General features: G+C 52.7%; 18 protein-coding genes. 13 read left to right on the top strand and 5 right to left on the bottom strand.

Annotated features, from left to right (window positions below):
• Positions 1-212 precede the first annotated feature (212 nt).
• Positions 213-1088, top strand: a complete 876-nt coding sequence (rluB, locus tag SOM82_RS11315) for a 23S rRNA pseudouridine(2605) synthase RluB (protein WP_100779964.1) — start codon at positions 213-215, stop codon at positions 1086-1088.
• A gap of 33 nt (positions 1089-1121) precedes the next feature.
• On the opposite strand, the gene cobO is transcribed toward rluB, so the two are convergent.
• A complete protein-coding gene (gene cobO / locus SOM82_RS11310; RefSeq protein ID WP_320461554.1) occupies positions 1122-1712 on the bottom strand; it encodes a cob(I)yrinic acid a,c-diamide adenosyltransferase in 591 nt (196 codons plus the stop codon).
• On the bottom strand, positions 1709-2470 hold the full coding sequence (locus SOM82_RS11305) for a YciK family oxidoreductase (RefSeq protein ID WP_320461553.1): 762 nt from the start codon (positions 2468-2470) through the stop codon (positions 1709-1711). The genes cobO and SOM82_RS11305 overlap by 4 nt, the downstream gene beginning before the upstream one ends.
• A 253-nt stretch (positions 2471-2723) precedes the next feature.
• On the opposite strand from SOM82_RS11305, the gene sohB reads away from it, so the two are divergent.
• On the top strand, positions 2724-3767 hold the full coding sequence (gene sohB, locus SOM82_RS11300) for a protease SohB (protein WP_320461552.1): 1044 nt from the start codon (positions 2724-2726) through the stop codon (positions 3765-3767).
• Positions 3768-3801: 34 nt separating this feature from the next.
• Here sohB and SOM82_RS11295 read toward each other — a convergent pair whose 3' ends face one another.
• On the bottom strand, positions 3802-4053 hold the full coding sequence (locus SOM82_RS11295) for a YciN family protein (protein ID WP_154125647.1): 252 nt from the start codon (positions 4051-4053) through the stop codon (positions 3802-3804).
• A 398-nt stretch (positions 4054-4451) separates the two neighbouring features.
• Here SOM82_RS11295 and topA point away from each other — a divergent pair, with 398 nt between their 5' ends.
• From topA to acnA, 6 genes are all read left to right on the top strand, one after another.
• On the top strand, positions 4452-7049 hold the full coding sequence (gene topA, locus SOM82_RS11290; protein WP_154125646.1) for a type I DNA topoisomerase: 2598 nt from the start codon (positions 4452-4454) through the stop codon (positions 7047-7049).
• A gap of 186 nt (positions 7050-7235) precedes the next feature.
• On the top strand, positions 7236-8210 hold the full coding sequence (gene cysB / locus SOM82_RS11285; protein ID WP_320461551.1) for an HTH-type transcriptional regulator CysB: 975 nt from the start codon (positions 7236-7238) through the stop codon (positions 8208-8210).
• Between the two features lie 338 nt (positions 8211-8548).
• A complete protein-coding gene (locus tag SOM82_RS11280; protein ID WP_096168876.1) occupies positions 8549-8689 on the top strand; it encodes a YmiA family putative membrane protein in 141 nt (46 codons plus the stop codon).
• Between the two features lie 2 nt (positions 8690-8691).
• Positions 8692-8862: a YciX family protein gene (locus tag SOM82_RS11275; protein WP_320461550.1), complete on the top strand. Its 171-nt coding sequence runs from the start codon at positions 8692-8694 to the stop codon at positions 8860-8862.
• A 135-nt stretch (positions 8863-8997) separates the two neighbouring features.
• Positions 8998-9096: a small membrane protein YmiC gene (ymiC, locus tag SOM82_RS11270; protein ID WP_320461549.1), complete on the top strand. Its 99-nt coding sequence runs from the start codon at positions 8998-9000 to the stop codon at positions 9094-9096.
• 164 nt (positions 9097-9260) lie between these two features.
• A complete protein-coding gene (gene acnA, locus SOM82_RS11265; RefSeq protein ID WP_320461548.1) occupies positions 9261-11936 on the top strand; it encodes an aconitate hydratase AcnA in 2676 nt (891 codons plus the stop codon).
• A gap of 40 nt (positions 11937-11976) precedes the next feature.
• Here the strand turns inward: acnA and ribA are convergent, their stop codons facing one another.
• Complete coding sequence (gene ribA / locus SOM82_RS11260; protein WP_320461547.1) at positions 11977-12567, bottom strand: GTP cyclohydrolase II; 591 nt, start codon at positions 12565-12567, stop codon at positions 11977-11979.
• 195 nt (positions 12568-12762) lie between these two features.
• On the opposite strand from ribA, the gene pgpB reads away from it, so the two are divergent.
• The 5 genes from pgpB to yciH all read left to right on the top strand — a co-directional run bounded on the left by pgpB (position 12763) and on the right by yciH (position 16413).
• Positions 12763-13530, top strand: a complete 768-nt coding sequence (gene pgpB / locus SOM82_RS11255; protein WP_320461546.1) for a phosphatidylglycerophosphatase B — start codon at positions 12763-12765, stop codon at positions 13528-13530.
• 148 nt (positions 13531-13678) lie between these two features.
• A complete protein-coding gene (locus tag SOM82_RS11250) occupies positions 13679-13987 on the top strand; it encodes a LapA family protein (RefSeq protein ID WP_320461545.1) in 309 nt (102 codons plus the stop codon).
• 6 nt (positions 13988-13993) lie between these two features.
• A complete protein-coding gene (gene lapB, locus SOM82_RS11245; RefSeq protein ID WP_154125641.1) occupies positions 13994-15163 on the top strand; it encodes a lipopolysaccharide assembly protein LapB in 1170 nt (389 codons plus the stop codon).
• 186 nt (positions 15164-15349) lie between these two features.
• A complete protein-coding gene (gene pyrF, locus SOM82_RS11240) occupies positions 15350-16087 on the top strand; it encodes an orotidine-5'-phosphate decarboxylase (RefSeq protein ID WP_320461544.1) in 738 nt (245 codons plus the stop codon).
• The gene (yciH, locus tag SOM82_RS11235) at positions 16087-16413 is read left to right on the top strand and encodes a stress response translation initiation inhibitor YciH (protein WP_154125639.1); all 327 of its coding nucleotides are present in this window, start codon (positions 16087-16089) and stop codon (positions 16411-16413) included. The genes pyrF and yciH overlap by 1 nt, the downstream gene beginning before the upstream one ends.
• Before the next feature lie 100 nt (positions 16414-16513).
• Here yciH and osmB read toward each other — a convergent pair whose 3' ends face one another.
• Positions 16514-16732, bottom strand: a complete 219-nt coding sequence (osmB, locus tag SOM82_RS11230) for an osmotically-inducible lipoprotein OsmB (protein WP_154125925.1) — start codon at positions 16730-16732, stop codon at positions 16514-16516.
• Positions 16733-16840 lie beyond the last annotated feature (108 nt).

Below are 16840 nucleotides of genomic sequence, written 5' to 3'. Positions count from 1 at the left end.
ACGCACAAAACTTGTTGAATCATTTAGTCTAAAGTTAGTGTAGTATGTGCGCCCACGAATCATTGTGTGTGACAGCTTGTGTGACACGTTGTTTGCCATGCTGTGTACCATGAAATAGTTACAGATCAGTGAGTTAAGTTGATGCTTTAGCTAACTCGTTGTTTTAGAAAGTATACCAGACGCCTGTGAAGGCGACACCTGAAGGATGCTCAATGAGCGAAAAATTACAGAAAGTGCTGGCGCGTGCTGGCCACGGTTCACGCCGTGAAATCGAAACGATTATTGAAGCGGGTCGCGTCAGCGTAGACGGCAAAATTGCCAAGCTGGGCGATCGCGTTGAAGTCGTTCCGGGGATGAAGATCCGTCTCGACGGTCATGTGATCTCCGTGAAAGAGTCTGCTGAACAGATTTGTCGCGTGCTGGCTTACTACAAGCCGGAAGGCGAGCTGTGTACCCGTAACGACCCCGAAGGCCGCCCAACCGTGTTTGACCGTCTGCCAAAACTGCGCGGCGCGCGCTGGATTGCGGTGGGGCGTCTGGATGTGAACACCTGCGGTCTGCTGCTGTTCACCACCGACGGTGAACTGGCTAACCGCCTGATGCACCCAAGCCGTGAAGTTGAACGTGAATACGCGGTGCGCGTCTTCGGTCAGGTGGATGAAAATAAACTGCGTGACCTGTCGCGCGGCGTTCAGCTTGAAGATGGTCCTGCGGCATTTAAAACCATTAAATTCACCGGCGGTGAAGGGATCAACCAGTGGTATAACGTCACGCTGACAGAAGGCCGTAACCGCGAGGTGCGTCGTCTGTGGGAAGCGGTTGGCGTGCAGGTGAGTCGTCTGATTCGCGTGCGCTACGGTGACATTCTGCTGCCGAAGGGTATTCCACGCGGTGGTTACACCGAGCTGGATTTAACCCAGACCAACTACCTGCGTGAACTGGTTGAGCTGCAGCCAGAAACCACGACCAAAGTGGCGGTCGAAAAAGACCGTCGCCGCGTGAAAGCGAACCAGATTCGCCGCGCGGTGAAACGCCACAGCCAGGTGAGCACCTCTCGCCGCTCTGGCAGCCGTAACAACAACGGCTAAAAATAAACCCGGCGGCTGCCGGGTTTTTCTTTTCTAGTAGTCGATACCGATTTGCGCTTTTATTCCGGCATCAAACGCATGTTTGACCGGGCGCAGTTCGCTCACCGTATCGGCGTATTCCAGAATATCACGGTGGCAGCCGCGTCCGGTGATCAGCACTGTCTGATGGGCAGGGCGGTTTTTCAGCGCCGCCATCACCTCTTCGAGTGGAAGGTAGTCGTAGGCCACCATGTAGGTGATCTCATCCAGCAGCACCATATTCAGACCCGGATCGGCCAGCATGCGTTTTGCGTGTTGCCAGACCGCCAGACATGCAGCGGTGTCGCTTTCGCGGTTCTGCGTATCCCAGGTGAAACCTGTCGCCATAACCTGAAACTCCACGCCGTGGGACGCCAGCAAATTTCGCTCGCCGTTTGGCCACTCACCTTTAATGAACTGAATGACGCCAACTTTTTGTCCGTGACCCACGGCGCGAGTCGCCGTTCCAAAGGCTGCCGTGGTTTTGCCTTTTCCATTGCCGGTAAAGACGATAACGATGCCACGCTCTTCCTGCGCGGCGGCCACGCGGGCATCTACCTGATCTTTCAGACGCTGCTGACGTTGCTGGTGACGTTCTTCACTCATTGTGAAATTCCTGGCTTACGGCCCGGCTGGGCGTCAAAGGTCATACCGGTTTTACGGCGGCTGTCGTCGCCCATCAACCACAGATAGAGCGGCATAATCTCGGCGGGGGTTTTCAGTTTTTGCGGATCTTCTGTCGGGAACGCGCTGGCACGCATGCTGGTGCGGGTTCCGCCGGGATTGATACAGTTAACGCGCAAATGACGATTCTGATACTCCTCCGCCAGAACCTGCATCATTCCTTCGGTCGCAAATTTCGAAACCGCATAAGCTCCCCAGTTCGCGCGTCCCTGACGGCCTACGCTTGAGGAGGTGAAGACCAGCGATCCTGATTCAGACTTCAGTAATAGAGGAAGCAAAGCCTGGGTGAGGAAGAACGTCCCGTTAATGTTAACTTGCATGACCTGCTGCCAAAGTTCTGGGTCCTGTTCATCCATTGGACGGACTTCGCCCAGCAGACCAGCATTGTGCAGAACGCCATCCAGTCGCGGGTAGTGCGCGGCAATGCGCTGCGCGAGTTCGGCGCAGGACGCGGGTGTACAGCTTTGCAAATCGAGAAGATACCAACGGGCAGGGAGGCCACTTGCGTCGGATATCTCCTCGGCTACGCGGCGAAGTTTATCTTCATTACGGCCAAGCAATATCACGCTTGCGCCATGTCGGGCATAGGTGAGCGCGGCTTCGCGCCCGATACCATCGCTGGCACCAGTAACCAGAATGATGCGGTTTTGCAGTAAATCTTTTTGCGGTTGATAGTGCACGGTGACTCCTGTGGCGCTTGACGGGCTTGCTGCGCCTGCTTTTTTCGCTTTTCGGCTTTATGCCCGAAACGGCGGCTGATTTCAATCAGTCTACAGGAGAGAACGCTTCGAAATTAACAATTTGCAACCATTTCAACCCTAATCAGCGATTCCTGAAAGCGGCTCGCATCTGTATCGTCGCAAGCGAGACAGCCTGGAGAAGGCTGTTGTACACTGGTCCTGAAAGATTCGTGGTTAAATCAAGGTGGAACACGTGGAATTACTTTCTGAATATGGTCTGTTTCTGGCCAAAATCGTAACGGTTGTGATTGCAATTGCCGTGATTGCGGTCCTGATCGTGAACCTGACGCAACGCAAGCGTCAGCGTGGCGAGTTACGTATTACCCGCTTAAGTGAGCAGTATAAGGAGATGCAGGAAGATATGTCGGTGGCGTTGCTGGACTCGCATCAGCAGAAGCAATGGCATAAAGCACAAAAGAAAAAGCTCAAGCTGGAAGCAAAAGCGGCGAAAGCGAAGGCTAAGCAGCAACACGAGGAAGCGATTAAACCACGTGTCTATGTACTCGATTTTAAAGGCAGTATGGATGCCCATGAAGTTGCCTCACTGCGCGAAGAAGTCACCGCCGTGCTGGCGGTTGCAAAACCGCAGGATCAGGTGGTGTTGCGCCTTGAGAGCCCTGGCGGCGTGGTGCATGGCTATGGTCTGGCAGCCTCACAGCTCCAGCGCCTGCGCGAGAAGCAGATCCCGCTGACGATTGCAGTTGATAAAGTCGCCGCCAGCGGAGGCTATATGATGGCTTGTGTGGCAGACAAAATTGTAGCGGCACCGTTCGCGATCCTGGGCTCCATCGGCGTTGTGGCACAGATACCTAACTTTAACCGTTTCCTGAAGAATAAAGAGATCGATATTGAGCTGCACACCGCCGGTCAATATAAGCGTACTCTGACATTGCTTGGCGAGAATACCGAAGAAGGCCGGCAGAAGTTCCGTGAAGATCTGGACGAAACCCATCATCTATTTAAAGATTTCGTCAAGCGTATGCGGCCTTCACTGGATATTGAGCAGGTGGCGACCGGGGAGCACTGGTACGGAATCCAGGCGCAAGAAAAAGGGCTGGTGGATGAAGTGGGGACCAGCGACGATCTGCTTCTTAGCCTGATGGACGGTCGCGACCTGGTCGGCGTGCGCTTCACTCAGCGCAAGAAACTTCTGGATCGCTTTACCAATAGCGCTGCGGACAGTGCCGATCGCCTCCTGTTACGCTGGCTACAGCGCGGGCAAAAGCCGCTGCTGTAAACAAAAACGCGAGGCTTTGGCCTCGCGTTTTTCGTTAATCGACCAGGTGGTACTTCTCGGAGAGAGCATGCGCCAGGTATTTAAACATGTTAAATACGGCTGTGCTTTTCGCGGTGGGTAAACCTTGTTCATCGAGATAGTATTCACCGCTGAACACCAGCACACCATTGCGTTGTTCGACGCCAGTGGCTTCGATACCGGCCAGGGTATCGTCATGTTCACGAATCAGTTTGTTCGCTTCGACAAGTAAAGACTCACGGTCAATCGGTTGGGTCGTTTGCTGCATATTCCACTCCTTTTACAGTGGCTTTAGTCTACGCCGGGCGCGCATGATGGGCAAATTTTCCCTGTATTTCTTAAGGCTACGGTCCAGGGGCAAAGCTGGCGTGATTTGCTTTTGCATGCTAATAAAGTTGCGTAACAGATTTTATCAGGTACAGTGTGCGCTTTCGTCAATCTGGCAACAGAATTGCTTGACATTCGACCAAAAGCTCGTCGCATAGTCATGTTGATGTCAGTAAAATACCCGATAACTCAATCACCTGGGCGTGTTGTTCTGATGTCCGGTAAGAAAAAAGGGGTTGATATCCCCTGGCGTCGTCGCAATATCAAAACGCGTCGCCAGCGGAAGGGAAATCAACATGCGGCGTATTCCTGGAAGAATTAAATTAGGTAAAGGTGAATATGGGTAAAGCTCTCGTCATCGTTGAGTCCCCGGCAAAAGCCAAAACGATCAACAAGTATCTGGGTAATGACTATGTGGTTAAATCCAGCGTTGGTCATATCCGCGATTTGCCGACCAGTGGCTCAGCCAGTAAAAAGAGCGCAGACTCTACCTCCACCAAAGGGGCTAAAAAGCCTAAAAAGGATGAACGTAGCGCGCTCGTCAACCGTATGGGTGTCGATCCATGGCACGAGTGGGAAGCACAGTACGAAGTGCTGCCTGGTAAAGAGAAAGTCGTTAACGAACTGAAGCAGCTCGCTGAAAAAGCTGACCATATCTATCTCGCAACCGACCTTGACCGCGAAGGGGAGGCCATTGCATGGCACCTGCGGGAAATCATCGGTGGTGACGAAACACGCTACAGCCGTGTCGTGTTTAACGAGATTACAAAGAATGCGATTCGTCAGGCATTTGAAAAGCCGGGCGAACTGAATATCGATCGTGTTAACGCTCAACAGGCGCGTCGTTTTATGGACCGCGTCGTGGGTTACATGGTTTCCCCACTGCTGTGGAAGAAAATCGCCCGTGGTCTTTCCGCCGGGCGCGTTCAGTCCGTGGCGGTGCGTCTGGTTGTCGAACGTGAACGCGAAATTAAAGCGTTCGTACCGGAAGAGTTCTGGGAAATTGACGCGAACGTTGCGACGCCGGGTGGTGATGCTCTGCCGCTGCAGGTGACGCATGAGAACGATAAACCGTTCCGTCCGGTCAACCGCGATCAAACCATGGCCGCGGTCGCGCTGCTGGAAAAAGCGCGCTATCAGGTACTGGATCGTGAAGATAAACCGACGAGCAGTAAGCCTTCTGCGCCGTTCATCACCTCAACGCTCCAGCAAGCGGCTAGTACGCGTCTGGGCTTTGGGGTGAAGAAAACCATGATGATGGCACAGCGTCTTTATGAAGCGGGCTACATCACTTATATGCGTACTGACTCAACCAATCTGAGCCAGGATGCCGTCAGCATGGTTCGTGACTATATTAGCGATAACTTCGGCAAAAAATATCTACCGGAAAACGCTATCCAGTACGCGAGCAAAGAGAACTCCCAGGAAGCGCACGAAGCCATTCGTCCTTCAGACGTCTCTGTCGAGTCGGAAGCGCTGAAAGATATGGAAACAGACGCCCAGAAGCTGTATCAGCTGATTTGGCGTCAGTTTGTTGCCTGTCAGATGAACCCGGCTAAGTACGATTCCACCACCCTGACGGTAGGTGCGGGCAATTTCCGCCTGAAAGCGCGCGGTCGTATCCTGCGCTTCGATGGCTGGACAAAAGTGATGCCAGCCCTGCGTAAAGGTGATGAAGATCGTACGCTTCCGGCGGTGAATAAAGGCGACGAACTCTCGTTAACCGAGCTTATTCCGGCGCAACACTTTACCAAGCCGCCTGCGCGTTTTAGCGAAGCATCGCTGGTAAAAGAGCTGGAAAAACGCGGTATCGGACGTCCATCGACCTACGCGTCGATCATTTCGACCATTCAGGATCGTGGTTACGTACGGGCTGAAAACCGTCGTTTCTATGCCGAAAAAATGGGTGAAATCGTCACCGATCGTCTGGAAGATAACTTCCGTGAATTGATGAACTACGACTTCACCGCGCAGATGGAAGACCGCCTGGATCAGGTAGCTAACCATCAGGCTGAGTGGAAGAAGGTGCTCGACAGCTTCTTTGGTGATTTTACTCAGCAGCTGGAAAAGGCGGAGAAAGCCCCGGAAGAAGGGGGCATGCAGCCTAACCAGATGGTGTTGACCAGCATTGAGTGTCCGACGTGCAGCCGTCAAATGGGTATCCGTACCGCGACGACAGGCGTGTTCCTCGGCTGTTCCGGCTATGCGTTATCGCCGAAAGAGCGCTGTAAAACGACCATCAACCTGGTGCCTGAGAATGAAGTTCTCAACGTGCTGGAAGGTGACGACGCTGAAACGAACGCGCTACGCGCCAAACGCCGTTGCCAGAAGTGCGGCACCGCGATGGACAGCTATCTGATTGATCCGAAGCGTAAATTGCATGTGTGCGGTAACAACCCGACCTGCGATGGCTACGAGATTGAAGAAGGCGAATTCCGCATCAAGGGTTACGATGGCCCGATTGTGGAATGTGAAAAATGTGGTTCCGAAATGCACCTGAAAATGGGGCGTTTTGGTAAGTACATGGCGTGTACCAACGACGACTGCAAGAATACGCGTAAAATTCTGCGTAACGGTGAAGTGGCTCCGCCGAAGGAAGATCCGGTTCCGCTGCCTGAATTACCGTGCGAGAAGTCCGACGCCTACTTTGTATTGCGTGACGGTGCTGCCGGGGTGTTCCTCGCGGCGAACACCTTCCCTAAATCGCGCGAAACCCGTGCGCCGCTGGTCGAAGAGTTGTACCGATTCCGTGACCGTTTGCCTGAAAAATTGCGCTACCTGGCGGATGCTCCGCAGCAGGACGCAGATGGCAACAAAACGGTGGTGCGTTTTAGCCGCAAAACGAAGCAGCAATATGTCGCAGCTGAGAAAGAGGGTAAAGCGACGGGTTGGTCTGCATTCTTTGTTGATGGTAAATGGGTTGAAGGCAAGAAATAACCTTTTCTTACCGTAAGTTATCTGTGAAAGGGCCGGAAAACCGGCCCTTTTTTATTGGCCGTTATTATTTTTTGTTCCGTACTATACAGTTGGGATATAAATGATATAGTGGTTATAGTTAACCCCTTTCTTATTATTAAATCGTCTTAAGCATTTGCCCGTATGCGCTAAATCGGATGGTCCGGCATGAAATTACAGCAGCTTCGCTATATCGTTGAGGTGGTCAACCACAACCTTAATGTCTCTTCTACCGCGGAAGGCCTTTATACATCGCAACCTGGTATCAGCAAGCAGGTGCGTATGCTGGAGGATGAACTGGGTATTCAGATATTTGCCCGTAGCGGTAAACATCTGACGCAGGTGACGCCTGCGGGTCAGGAAATTATCCGTATCGCCCGCGAAGTGCTTTCAAAGGTGGACGCGATAAAATCAGTGGCAGGCGAGCACACCTGGCCGGACAAAGGTTCACTCTATATTGCCACCACCCATACCCAGGCGCGTTATGCTCTGCCCGGAGTGATTAAGGGATTTATTGAGCGTTATCCTCGCGTATCACTGCATATGCACCAGGGCTCTCCCACGCAAATCGCCGAGGCGGTTTCAAAGGGCAATGCGGATTTTGCGATTGCGACCGAAGCGCTGCATCTGTATGACGATCTGGTCATGCTTCCTTGCTATCACTGGAATCGTTCGATTGTGGTCACGCCGGATCACCCGCTGGCAGGGAAGGGATCGGTCACGATTGAAGAGCTGGCGCAATATCCGCTGGTGACGTACACCTTTGGCTTTACAGGGCGTTCTGAGCTGGATACGGCGTTTAATCGTGCCGGATTAACACCACGTATTGTCTTTACCGCGACCGATGCTGATGTCATCAAAACCTATGTGCGCCTGGGGTTAGGCGTGGGGGTTATCGCCAGCATGGCCGTAGACCCGATCTCTGACCCGGATTTAGTCCGCCTTGACGCGCACGATGTCTTTAGCCATAGCACGACTAAAATCGGCTTCCGCCGCAGCACCTTCCTGCGTAGCTATATGTATGATTTTATTCAACGCTTCGCCCCGCATTTAACGCGAGATGTGGTGGATACCGCGGTGGCATTACGCTCAAATGAAGATATTGAAGCGATGTTCCAGGACATTAAGCTTCCGGAAAAATAATCACATCCGGTATCTTTCCGCCCTGGAGAGATACCGAAATAATGTCTTAAAGCTAAATTAGAATTATCATCATCCCCATTTCCCGTCGCATATAACCGGATAAACGTTACAACTTTACCGGCAAACTGTCGCAAATTTGCGACAAAAGTAGAAAGTAAATTCCCGCTTCGCAAATTCCACATCTCAATTATTTATTTCTGGTCAAAAGATTAAATAATTCCCTGGAAATCGTTCGTAAATTCACTAGCTTTTCGACTAAAGTTTCTTTAGGATTTATCTCAACTCATGATTAGTTGTACCGATTGTTTGGTATCGAAATGATAAGCGAAGTCGATTGTATGAGGTTAGCAATGCCATCAGGAAGTGAAGAACCGCAAAGGGACCCAGCGCTTAAGCGTAAAGCCTGGCTGGCGGTATTTCTTGGCTCCGCCCTGTTCTGGGTGGTGGTGGCGTTACTGGTCTGGAAATATTGGGGATGATTATGGCTGTTCACATGCGTACTGAACCGGTAAAAAAAATATGTCAGCCAGGTGACAGCAGTCATCCGGCGCGTAAAGAGCCTGTCACCAGCGTGCCAGCGTCCTGGAAACTCTCGGCGCAGCAGCAGGCTTTTATTGATACGTTCGCAGAAGACGAACCAAAAAAACAATAATTCATTAACAAGGTTATCCTGCTAATAACAGGGCAATGACCGTGCACCTTTGTACTCTTTAATAAATACACATCAGCAATACAAAGTGGGGAATACCCCAGCCAATCATATAAATATAATGTCTGGTGTCAGATTATGAATACTCTACAAAACGTGAAGTACTGGTCGTGGATAGGGGCTTTTACCATTTCTATCCTGTTCTGGGGTCAACTCATCTGGCTGACCGTAAACTAAACGCTAAAACCTCGCTCCGGCGGGGTTTTTTGTTTTATCCCCCGCAATGAAGGCCGATTCATTTATCAATTCGGGTTGTTATCAAAACGTTACAGCATCTTTGTGTTATCTTTAATTACAGCCCCGATGATTGTCGGGGTATCCCTGTTATTAAGGAGGAGCTTATGTCGTTAACCCTACGCGAAGCCAGTAAGGACACGTTGCAAGCCGAGAACAAAACTTATCATTACTATAGCTTGCCGCTGGCCGCCAGGACACTTGGGGACATTGCGCGATTACCCAAGTCGCTGAAAGTCTTACTGGAAAATCTCTTGCGCTGGCAGGATGACGAGTCCGTCACTGCCGATGACATTCACGCGCTGGCGGGATGGCTCAAAAATGCCCATGCCGATCGGGAGATAGCGTATCGCCCGGCCAGGGTGCTCATGCAGGACTTCACCGGCGTGCCTGCAGTCGTTGATCTGGCGGCAATGCGTGAAGCCGTGAAACGCCTCGGCGGTGACACCGCCAAAGTCAACCCTCTTTCTCCGGTCGATCTGGTTATCGACCACTCCGTTACTGTTGACCATTTTGGTAATGACGACGCTTTCGAAGAGAACGTGCGTCTGGAGATGGAGCGCAACCACGAGCGTTATGAGTTTTTAAAGTGGGGTCAGCAGGCGTTCAGCCGTTTTAGTGTTGTTCCGCCTGGCACCGGAATTTGTCATCAGGTCAATCTTGAGTATCTGGGCAAAGCGGTCTGGAGTGAATTGCAGGGGCAGGAGTGGATTGCCTATCCGGATACGCTGGTCGGGACCGATTCCCATACCACGATGATTAACGGACTTGGCGTGCTCGGATGGGGTGTGGGGGGGATCGAAGCCGAAGCGGCAATGCTCGGCCAGCCGGTCTCCATGCTTATCCCGGACGTGGTTGGCTTTAAACTGGTGGGGAAATTACGCGAAGGGATCACCGCGACCGATCTGGTGCTGACGGTAACTCAGATGCTGCGTAAACACGGTGTTGTGGGCAAATTTGTTGAGTTTTATGGCGATGGGCTGGATTCGTTGCCTCTCGCTGACCGTGCGACAATTGCCAACATGGCGCCAGAATACGGCGCGACATGCGGCTTCTTCCCGATCGATGGCGTCACGCTGGAGTATATGCGCCTGACCGGGCGTAGCGAAGAGCAGGTCGCGCTGGTGGAGGCTTATTCCAAAGCTCAGGGCATGTGGCGTAATCCGGGCGATGAACCGGTGTTTACCAGCGTGCTTGAACTGGATATGGACGAAGTGGAAGCCAGTCTTGCGGGCCCAAAACGCCCTCAGGACCGCGTTGCGCTTCGCGATGTGCCAAAAGCATTTGCGGCTAGCAATGAGCTTGAACTCAATACAGCGCAAAAAGATCGTCGTCCGGTCGATTATGCTATGAACGGGCATCAGTATCAGCTCCCTGACGGAGCCGTGGTGATCGCGGCCATTACCTCGTGTACCAACACCTCCAACCCAAGCGTACTGATGGCGGCAGGGCTGCTGGCGAAAAAAGCGGTCACGCTGGGGCTGAAACGTCAGCCGTGGGTAAAAGCATCGCTGGCACCTGGCTCAAAAGTGGTTTCCGACTATCTGGCTCAGGCCAAACTCACTCCTTATCTTGACGAACTGGGCTTTAACCTGGTGGGCTACGGCTGTACGACCTGTATTGGTAACTCCGGTCCGTTGCCGGACCCCATCGAGCAGGCTATCAGGCAGGGCGATCTGACGGTGGGCGCCGTGCTTTCAGGAAACCGAAATTTTGAAGGGCGTATTCATCCGCTGGTCAAAACCAACTGGCTGGCTTCGCCGCCGCTGGTGGTGGCCTACGCGCTGGCGGGTAATATGAATATCAACCTGGCGAGCGATCCGCTTGGACACGATCGCAAAGGCGATCCAATCTATCTGAAAGATATCTGGCCGTCCGCGCAGGAAATCGCCCATGCGGTTGAGAAGGTCTCAACAGAGATGTTCCGCAAAGAGTATGCCGAAGTGTTTGAAGGCACACCTGAATGGAAGACCATCAAGGTCGAACGTTCAGATACCTATGGCTGGCAGAGCGATTCAACCTACATCCGTTTGTCGCCATTTTTTGATGATATGGAGGCGCAGCCCAAACCGCTGGTTGATATTCAGGGCGCGCGTATTCTGGCCATGCTGGGTGATTCAGTGACTACCGACCACATCTCTCCGGCGGGGAGTATCAAAGCGGACAGTCCGGCAGGACGTTATCTTCAGGGACGTGGCGTCGAGCGCCGTGACTTTAACTCCTACGGCTCACGGCGCGGTAACCATGAAGTGATGATGCGCGGCACCTTCGCGAATATCCGTATTCGTAACGAAATGGTTCCGGGTGTCGAAGGTGGCATGACGCGTCATCTGCCGGGTACGGAAGCCATTTCTATCTATGATGCGGCGATGAAATACCAGCAGGAGGGCACGCCGTTAGCGGTGATCGCCGGTAAAGAGTATGGCTCCGGTTCCAGCCGCGACTGGGCGGCAAAAGGGCCGCGTTTGCTCGGTGTTCGGGTTGTCATTGCCGAGTCATTTGAACGTATTCACCGTTCAAATCTCATCGGGATGGGGATCTTACCGCTGGAATTCCCGCAAGGTGTGACCCGCAAAACGCTGGGGCTGACCGGGGAGGAGAAAATTGACGTCAGCAATGTGCAAAACCTGCAGCCGGGCGCTACGGTGCCGGTGAAGCTCACCCGCGCCGATGGCAAAACGGAAGTGCTGGATTGCCGTTGTCGTATAGATACGGCTACGGAGCTGACCTATTACCAGAACGACGGCATATTGCACTACGTTATTCGTAATATGTTGAATTGATCGATGGCCCGGCAGAAAGCAAACTGCCGGGCTTTTCCGATTACTTACTGAGCAGATGACCCATCTTGGCGGCTTTTGTATCGAGATAGTGCTCGTTTTTCGGGTTACGGCCAACAATCAGCGGCACGCGTTCCACGATGTTGATGCCGGCTTCGGTCAGTATTTCTACTTTCCGCGGGTTATTCGTCAGCAGACGCACTTCATCCACGCCCAGTAATTTGAACATATCAGCGCACAGCGTAAAGTCACGCTCATCGGCAGCGAACCCGAGCTGATGGTTGGCTTCAACGGTGTCGTACCCCTGATCCTGCAGCGCATAGGCGCGGATTTTATTCAGCAAACCAATATTACGACCTTCCTGGCGATGATACAGCAGTACCCCACGGCCTTCTTCCGCGATATGCGTCAGTGCGGCTTCCAGCTGGAAACCACAATCACAGCGCAGGCTGAAGAGGGCATCACCCGTCAGGCACTCTGAATGGACGCGAGCCAGTACCGGTACCTGTCCTGAGATGTCGCCAAACACTAACGCGACGTGATCCTGCCCGGTTGCCAGTTCTTCAAAACCCACCATCAGGAAATCGCCCCATGGGGTTGGCAGATTGGCTTCTGCCACACGTTTAAGCTGCATGTGATTCTCCAGAGTATGCTGACACGATTCGTGCCTGTCGCCCTTCGGCTTTTGTATCATGCTATTTTGCCACAAGCAGCCAGCGTTCACCTAGCTGAGGCCATGCTATACGGACGTTAAACGCACAATCCGACATTTTCCCGCGCCGGGTTAATTTCGGTTATGATTGTTGAGCTTAGCGAAAAAGGAGACAACATGCTTTCAATTGCCCGCCGTACGGCAGCCGGTGCCGCCATTTTGCTGGTTATGCCTCTCGCCGTATGGATTTCAGGTTGGGTATGGCAACCGGGTCAACACACCGGTTGGCTCAAAACGCTCTACTGGGTGACCGAAACGGTGACCCAGCCGTGGGGCATTATCACTCATAGTCTCCTTTGCCTCTGGTTCTTGTGGTGTCTGCGATTCCGCTTGCGCCCGGCCATCATGCTCTTTGTCATTCTCGGTGGGGCCATTATAACCGGACAGGGTATCAAATCCTGGGTCAAAGACCACGTTCAGGAGCCGCGTCCATTTGTTATCTGGCTTGAAAAAACACATCATATTCCGGTAGATACCTTCTACAATTTAAAGCGTAAAGACCGCGGCCATTTGGTTAAAGACCAGCTTGCAGAAGAGCAGGACATACCGAAGTTTTTGCGTAAGCACTGGCAAAAAGAGACCGGATTTGCCTTCCCTTCTGGCCATACGATGTTTGCTGCCAGTTGGGCGTTATTAGCGGTGGGCTTGCTCTGGCCGCGACGCCGTACTGTGACCATCGCTGTTCTGCTGGTCTGGGCGACAGGCGTGATGGGGAGCCGACTGCTGCTGGGGATGCACTGGCCGCGCGATCTGGTGGTGGCAACGCTGATATCCTGGCTGCTGGTGACGTTTGCGACCTGGCTGGCTCAACGGCTATGTGGACCGCTTACGCCGCCGCCGGAAGAGAGCCAGGAAATTGCTGAAAGACAGCAAGAAGACACCTGATGGTTGAAAATCTGCGTTTAGCCCTCAAATCCAGTGAGGGCCTGTCACTTTTTCCATTTCACGCTTGCGGCTAAAATGGTAGTTTATAAGGCTGATTGCGGTGAATTGAACACACTTTATTCGCTTGAACCACATAACGGGAAGTCATGTGAAATATTTACTCATTTTCTTACTGGTGTTGGCGATTTTTGTCATTTCAGTCACATTGGGTGCGCAAAACGATCAGCTGGTGTCATTCAATTATCTGCTGGCGCAGGGCGAGTATCGTGTATCGAGCTTGCTTGCCGTTCTGTTTGCCGCCGGGTTTGCTATCGGCTGGCTAGTGTGTGGCTTGTTTTGGCTCAAAGTCCGCGTTTCTCTTGCGCGTGCGGAACGCAAAATCAAACGTCTTGAAAATCAAATTGCGCCTGTGACCGACGTTCCGGTAAATCCCGGTGTGCCGGTAGCGAAGGAATAAACGAATATGCTGGAGTTGTTGTTTCTGCTTTTGCCTGTCGCCGCAGCCTATGGCTGGTATATGGGCCGCAGAAGTGCGCAACAAACAAAGCAGGACGAAGCAAACCGCCTTTCCCGCGACTACGTGGCGGGGGTGAACTTCCTTCTGAGCAACCAACAGGATAAAGCGGTAGACCTGTTCCTCGACATGTTAAAAGAGGATACCGGTACCGTTGAGGCGCATCTCACCCTTGGAAACCTGTTCCGCTCTCGTGGCGAGGTCGACCGCGCGATTCGTATCCATCAGACGCTGATGGAAAGTGCCTCTCTGACCTACGATCAGCGACTGCTGGCGGTACAACAGCTTGGCCGCGATTATATGGCCGCGGGTCTCTATGATCGCGCTGAAGACATGTTCAGCCAGCTGGTGGATGAGACTGATTTTCGTATCAGCGCGTTGCAGCAGCTTTTGCAGATTTACCAGGCCACCAGTGAATGGCAAAAGGCCATTGATACGGCAGAACGTCTGGTCAAGCTTGGCAAAGATACCCAGCGTGTCGAAATTGCGCATTTCTACTGCGAGCTGGCGTTACAGCAGATGGGTAGCGATGACATGGAAAAAGCCATGGCATTGCTGAAAAAGGGTGCTTCTGCCGATCGCAACAGCGCGCGTATCTCAATCATGATGGGACGCGTGTTTATGGCGAAAGGCGATTTCGCCAAAGCCGTAGAGTGTTTATTGCGCGTTATCGATCAGGACAAAGAGCTCGTCAGCGAAACGCTTGAGATGCTGCAAACCTGCTATCAGCAGCTTGGCAGACCGGATGAGTGGGTTGCCTTCCTGCGTCGCTGCGTGGAAGAGAATACCGGCGCGACCGCTGAATTAATGCTGGCCGATGTCGTCGAGCAGCACGAGGGGAACGACACCGCGCAGGTCTATATTACCCGACAACTGCAGCGCCATCCGACCATGCGTGTTTTCCATAAGCTAATGGATTACCATCTCAACGATGCAGAAGAAGGGCGCGCGAAAGAGAGCCTGATGGTACTGCGGGAAATGGTTGGCGAGCAGGTTCGCAGCAAGCCGCGCTACCGCTGCCAGAAGTGTGGATTTACCGCCTATACGCTTTACTGGCACTGTCCGTCATGTCGGGCATGGTCGACTATAAAGCCGATTAGAGGGTTAGACGGGCAATAATTTTTTAAAACCCTGTACTTTAGTTACAACATACTTTTGGTTTTTAAAAATAGTCTGGCTCCGTGCAGGGGGCTGGCCTGGCAGGAAAAGAAATGGATTCTGTCAATTTATGCCGCTGGCAGGTAGAATGCTCGCCGTTTATCTATCCCGCGCCACTGCGGCGCCCATAGACGAAAAGGGCTGGTCATGACGTCTGTTGCTTCCTCTTCTTCCCGCGTAGTTACCGATTCTCCTGTTGTTGTCGCACTCGACTATAACAATCGCGACAGCGCGCTCGCCTTTGTTGATCGCATTGACCCACGCGATTGCCGACTGAAGGTCGGTAAAGAAATGTTCACGCTGTTTGGGCCGCAAATTGTCCGGGACCTGCAGCAGCGCGGTTTCGATGTGTTTCTCGACCTTAAATTCCATGATATTCCCAACACAACTGCGCATGCGGTGGCTGCCGCTGCCGAACTGGGAGTCTGGATGGTGAACGTGCACGCCTCGGGCGGGGCGCGAATGATGACCGCAGCCCGCGAAGCGCTCGTGCCTTTCGGCAAAGACGCCCCGCTGTTAATCGCCGTGACGGTGCTGACGAGCATGGAAGCAAGCGACCTGCTGGATCTTGGCGTGACGTTGTCACCTGCGGAACATGCAGAACGTCTGGCTCGTCTGACTCAAAACTGTGGTCTGGATGGGGTTGTCTGCTCGGCGCAAGAAGCCGTACGCTTTAAAACTGAGCTGGGACAGGGCTTTAAACTTGTCACGCCGGGTATTCGCCCACAAGGGAGCGATGCTGGCGACCAGCGCCGTATCATGACCCCGGAGCAGGCGCTGGCCGCTGGCGTCGACTATATGGTGATTGGTCGTCCGGTTACGCAGTCTGCTGACCCGGCGCTCACCTTAAAAGCGATTAATGCATCACTGCAAAAGGGGGCATGATGAAAGATTCTAACAGTCGGCTGGTGTACTCCACGGAGAGCGGTCGTATTGACGAGCCGAAAGCCGTCGCTCAACGCCCGGCAGGCGATGGAATCGTCCGCATCCAGCGGCAAACCAGTGGTCGCAAAGGTAAGGGAGTGTGTCTGGTTACGGGGATTGATGCTGATGATGCCACGCTCGCTAAACTGGCCGCGGAATTAAAAAAGAAATGTGGCTGCGGCGGTTCTGTAAAAGAGGGCGTGATTGAGATTCAGGGCGATAATCGCGATTTAATAAAATCCCTGCTGGAAGCAAAAGGAATGAAGGTAAAACTGGCAGGCGGTTAAAATAATAAGCCACGGCATAAGCCGTGGCTTTTATACTGGTGTATCAGTCTGAATAAAATCATTCTGAATACGTAATATCAACCAGCGAATATTATATATCTTATTTACCGACCTGGTGACCGATGATGCCACCAACAGCAGCGCCACCCAAAGTCCCTAAGGTGCTACCATCGGTTAAGACTGCGCCACCCAGAGCACCAGCACCTGCGCCAATCGCCGTATTTCGGTCACGTTTGGACCAGTTAGAGCATGCGCTCAGAGACATTGCGAGGGTGACTGCCAAAACAGCTGCGGCTAATTTTTTGCTCGTTAAATTCATCATACTTTCTCCTGAATTATTGAATCACAGAAAGAAGTTGTCTTTTAAGTATAGCTAATTTGGCTACTTAAGAGTCTTTTCTGCGAAACCTTGTCGCGCAGGTGTTAC

Origin of the sequence: Lelliottia sp. CFBP8978 (genome assembly GCF_034046055.2) — a bacterium.
Lineage (GTDB): Bacteria > Pseudomonadota > Gammaproteobacteria > Enterobacterales > Enterobacteriaceae > Enterobacter.
Note: the sequence above shows the minus strand (reverse complement) of the source record. Positions and strands in the feature narration are given on the sequence as shown.

Bases quoted from the DNA above. Each gene is read 5' to 3' on its own strand.
- rluB (WP_100779964.1), top strand. From the start codon at position 213: ATGAGCGAAAAATTACAGAAAGTGCTGGCGCGTGCTGGCCACGGTTCA.
- cobO (WP_320461554.1), bottom strand. From the start codon at position 1,712: ATGAGTGAAGAACGTCACCAGCAACGTCAGCAGCGTCTGAAAGATCAG.
- SOM82_RS11295 (WP_154125647.1), bottom strand. From the start codon at position 4,053: ATGCAGCAAACGACCCAACCGATTGACCGTGAGTCTTTACTTGTCGAA.
- topA (WP_154125646.1), top strand. From the start codon at position 4,452: ATGGGTAAAGCTCTCGTCATCGTTGAGTCCCCGGCAAAAGCCAAAACG.
- cysB (WP_320461551.1), top strand. From the start codon at position 7,236: ATGAAATTACAGCAGCTTCGCTATATCGTTGAGGTGGTCAACCACAAC.
- SOM82_RS11280 (WP_096168876.1), top strand. From the start codon at position 8,549: ATGAGGTTAGCAATGCCATCAGGAAGTGAAGAACCGCAAAGGGACCCA.
- SOM82_RS11275 (WP_320461550.1), top strand. From the start codon at position 8,692: ATGGCTGTTCACATGCGTACTGAACCGGTAAAAAAAATATGTCAGCCA.
- ymiC (WP_320461549.1), top strand. From the start codon at position 8,998: ATGAATACTCTACAAAACGTGAAGTACTGGTCGTGGATAGGGGCTTTT.
- acnA (WP_320461548.1), top strand. From the start codon at position 9,261: ATGTCGTTAACCCTACGCGAAGCCAGTAAGGACACGTTGCAAGCCGAG.
- ribA (WP_320461547.1), bottom strand. From the start codon at position 12,567: ATGCAGCTTAAACGTGTGGCAGAAGCCAATCTGCCAACCCCATGGGGC.
- pgpB (WP_320461546.1), top strand. From the start codon at position 12,763: ATGCTTTCAATTGCCCGCCGTACGGCAGCCGGTGCCGCCATTTTGCTG.
- lapB (WP_154125641.1), top strand. From the start codon at position 13,994: ATGCTGGAGTTGTTGTTTCTGCTTTTGCCTGTCGCCGCAGCCTATGGC.
- pyrF (WP_320461544.1), top strand. From the start codon at position 15,350: ATGACGTCTGTTGCTTCCTCTTCTTCCCGCGTAGTTACCGATTCTCCT.
- yciH (WP_154125639.1), top strand. From the start codon at position 16,087: ATGAAAGATTCTAACAGTCGGCTGGTGTACTCCACGGAGAGCGGTCGT.
- osmB (WP_154125925.1), bottom strand. From the start codon at position 16,732: ATGAATTTAACGAGCAAAAAATTAGCCGCAGCTGTTTTGGCAGTCACC.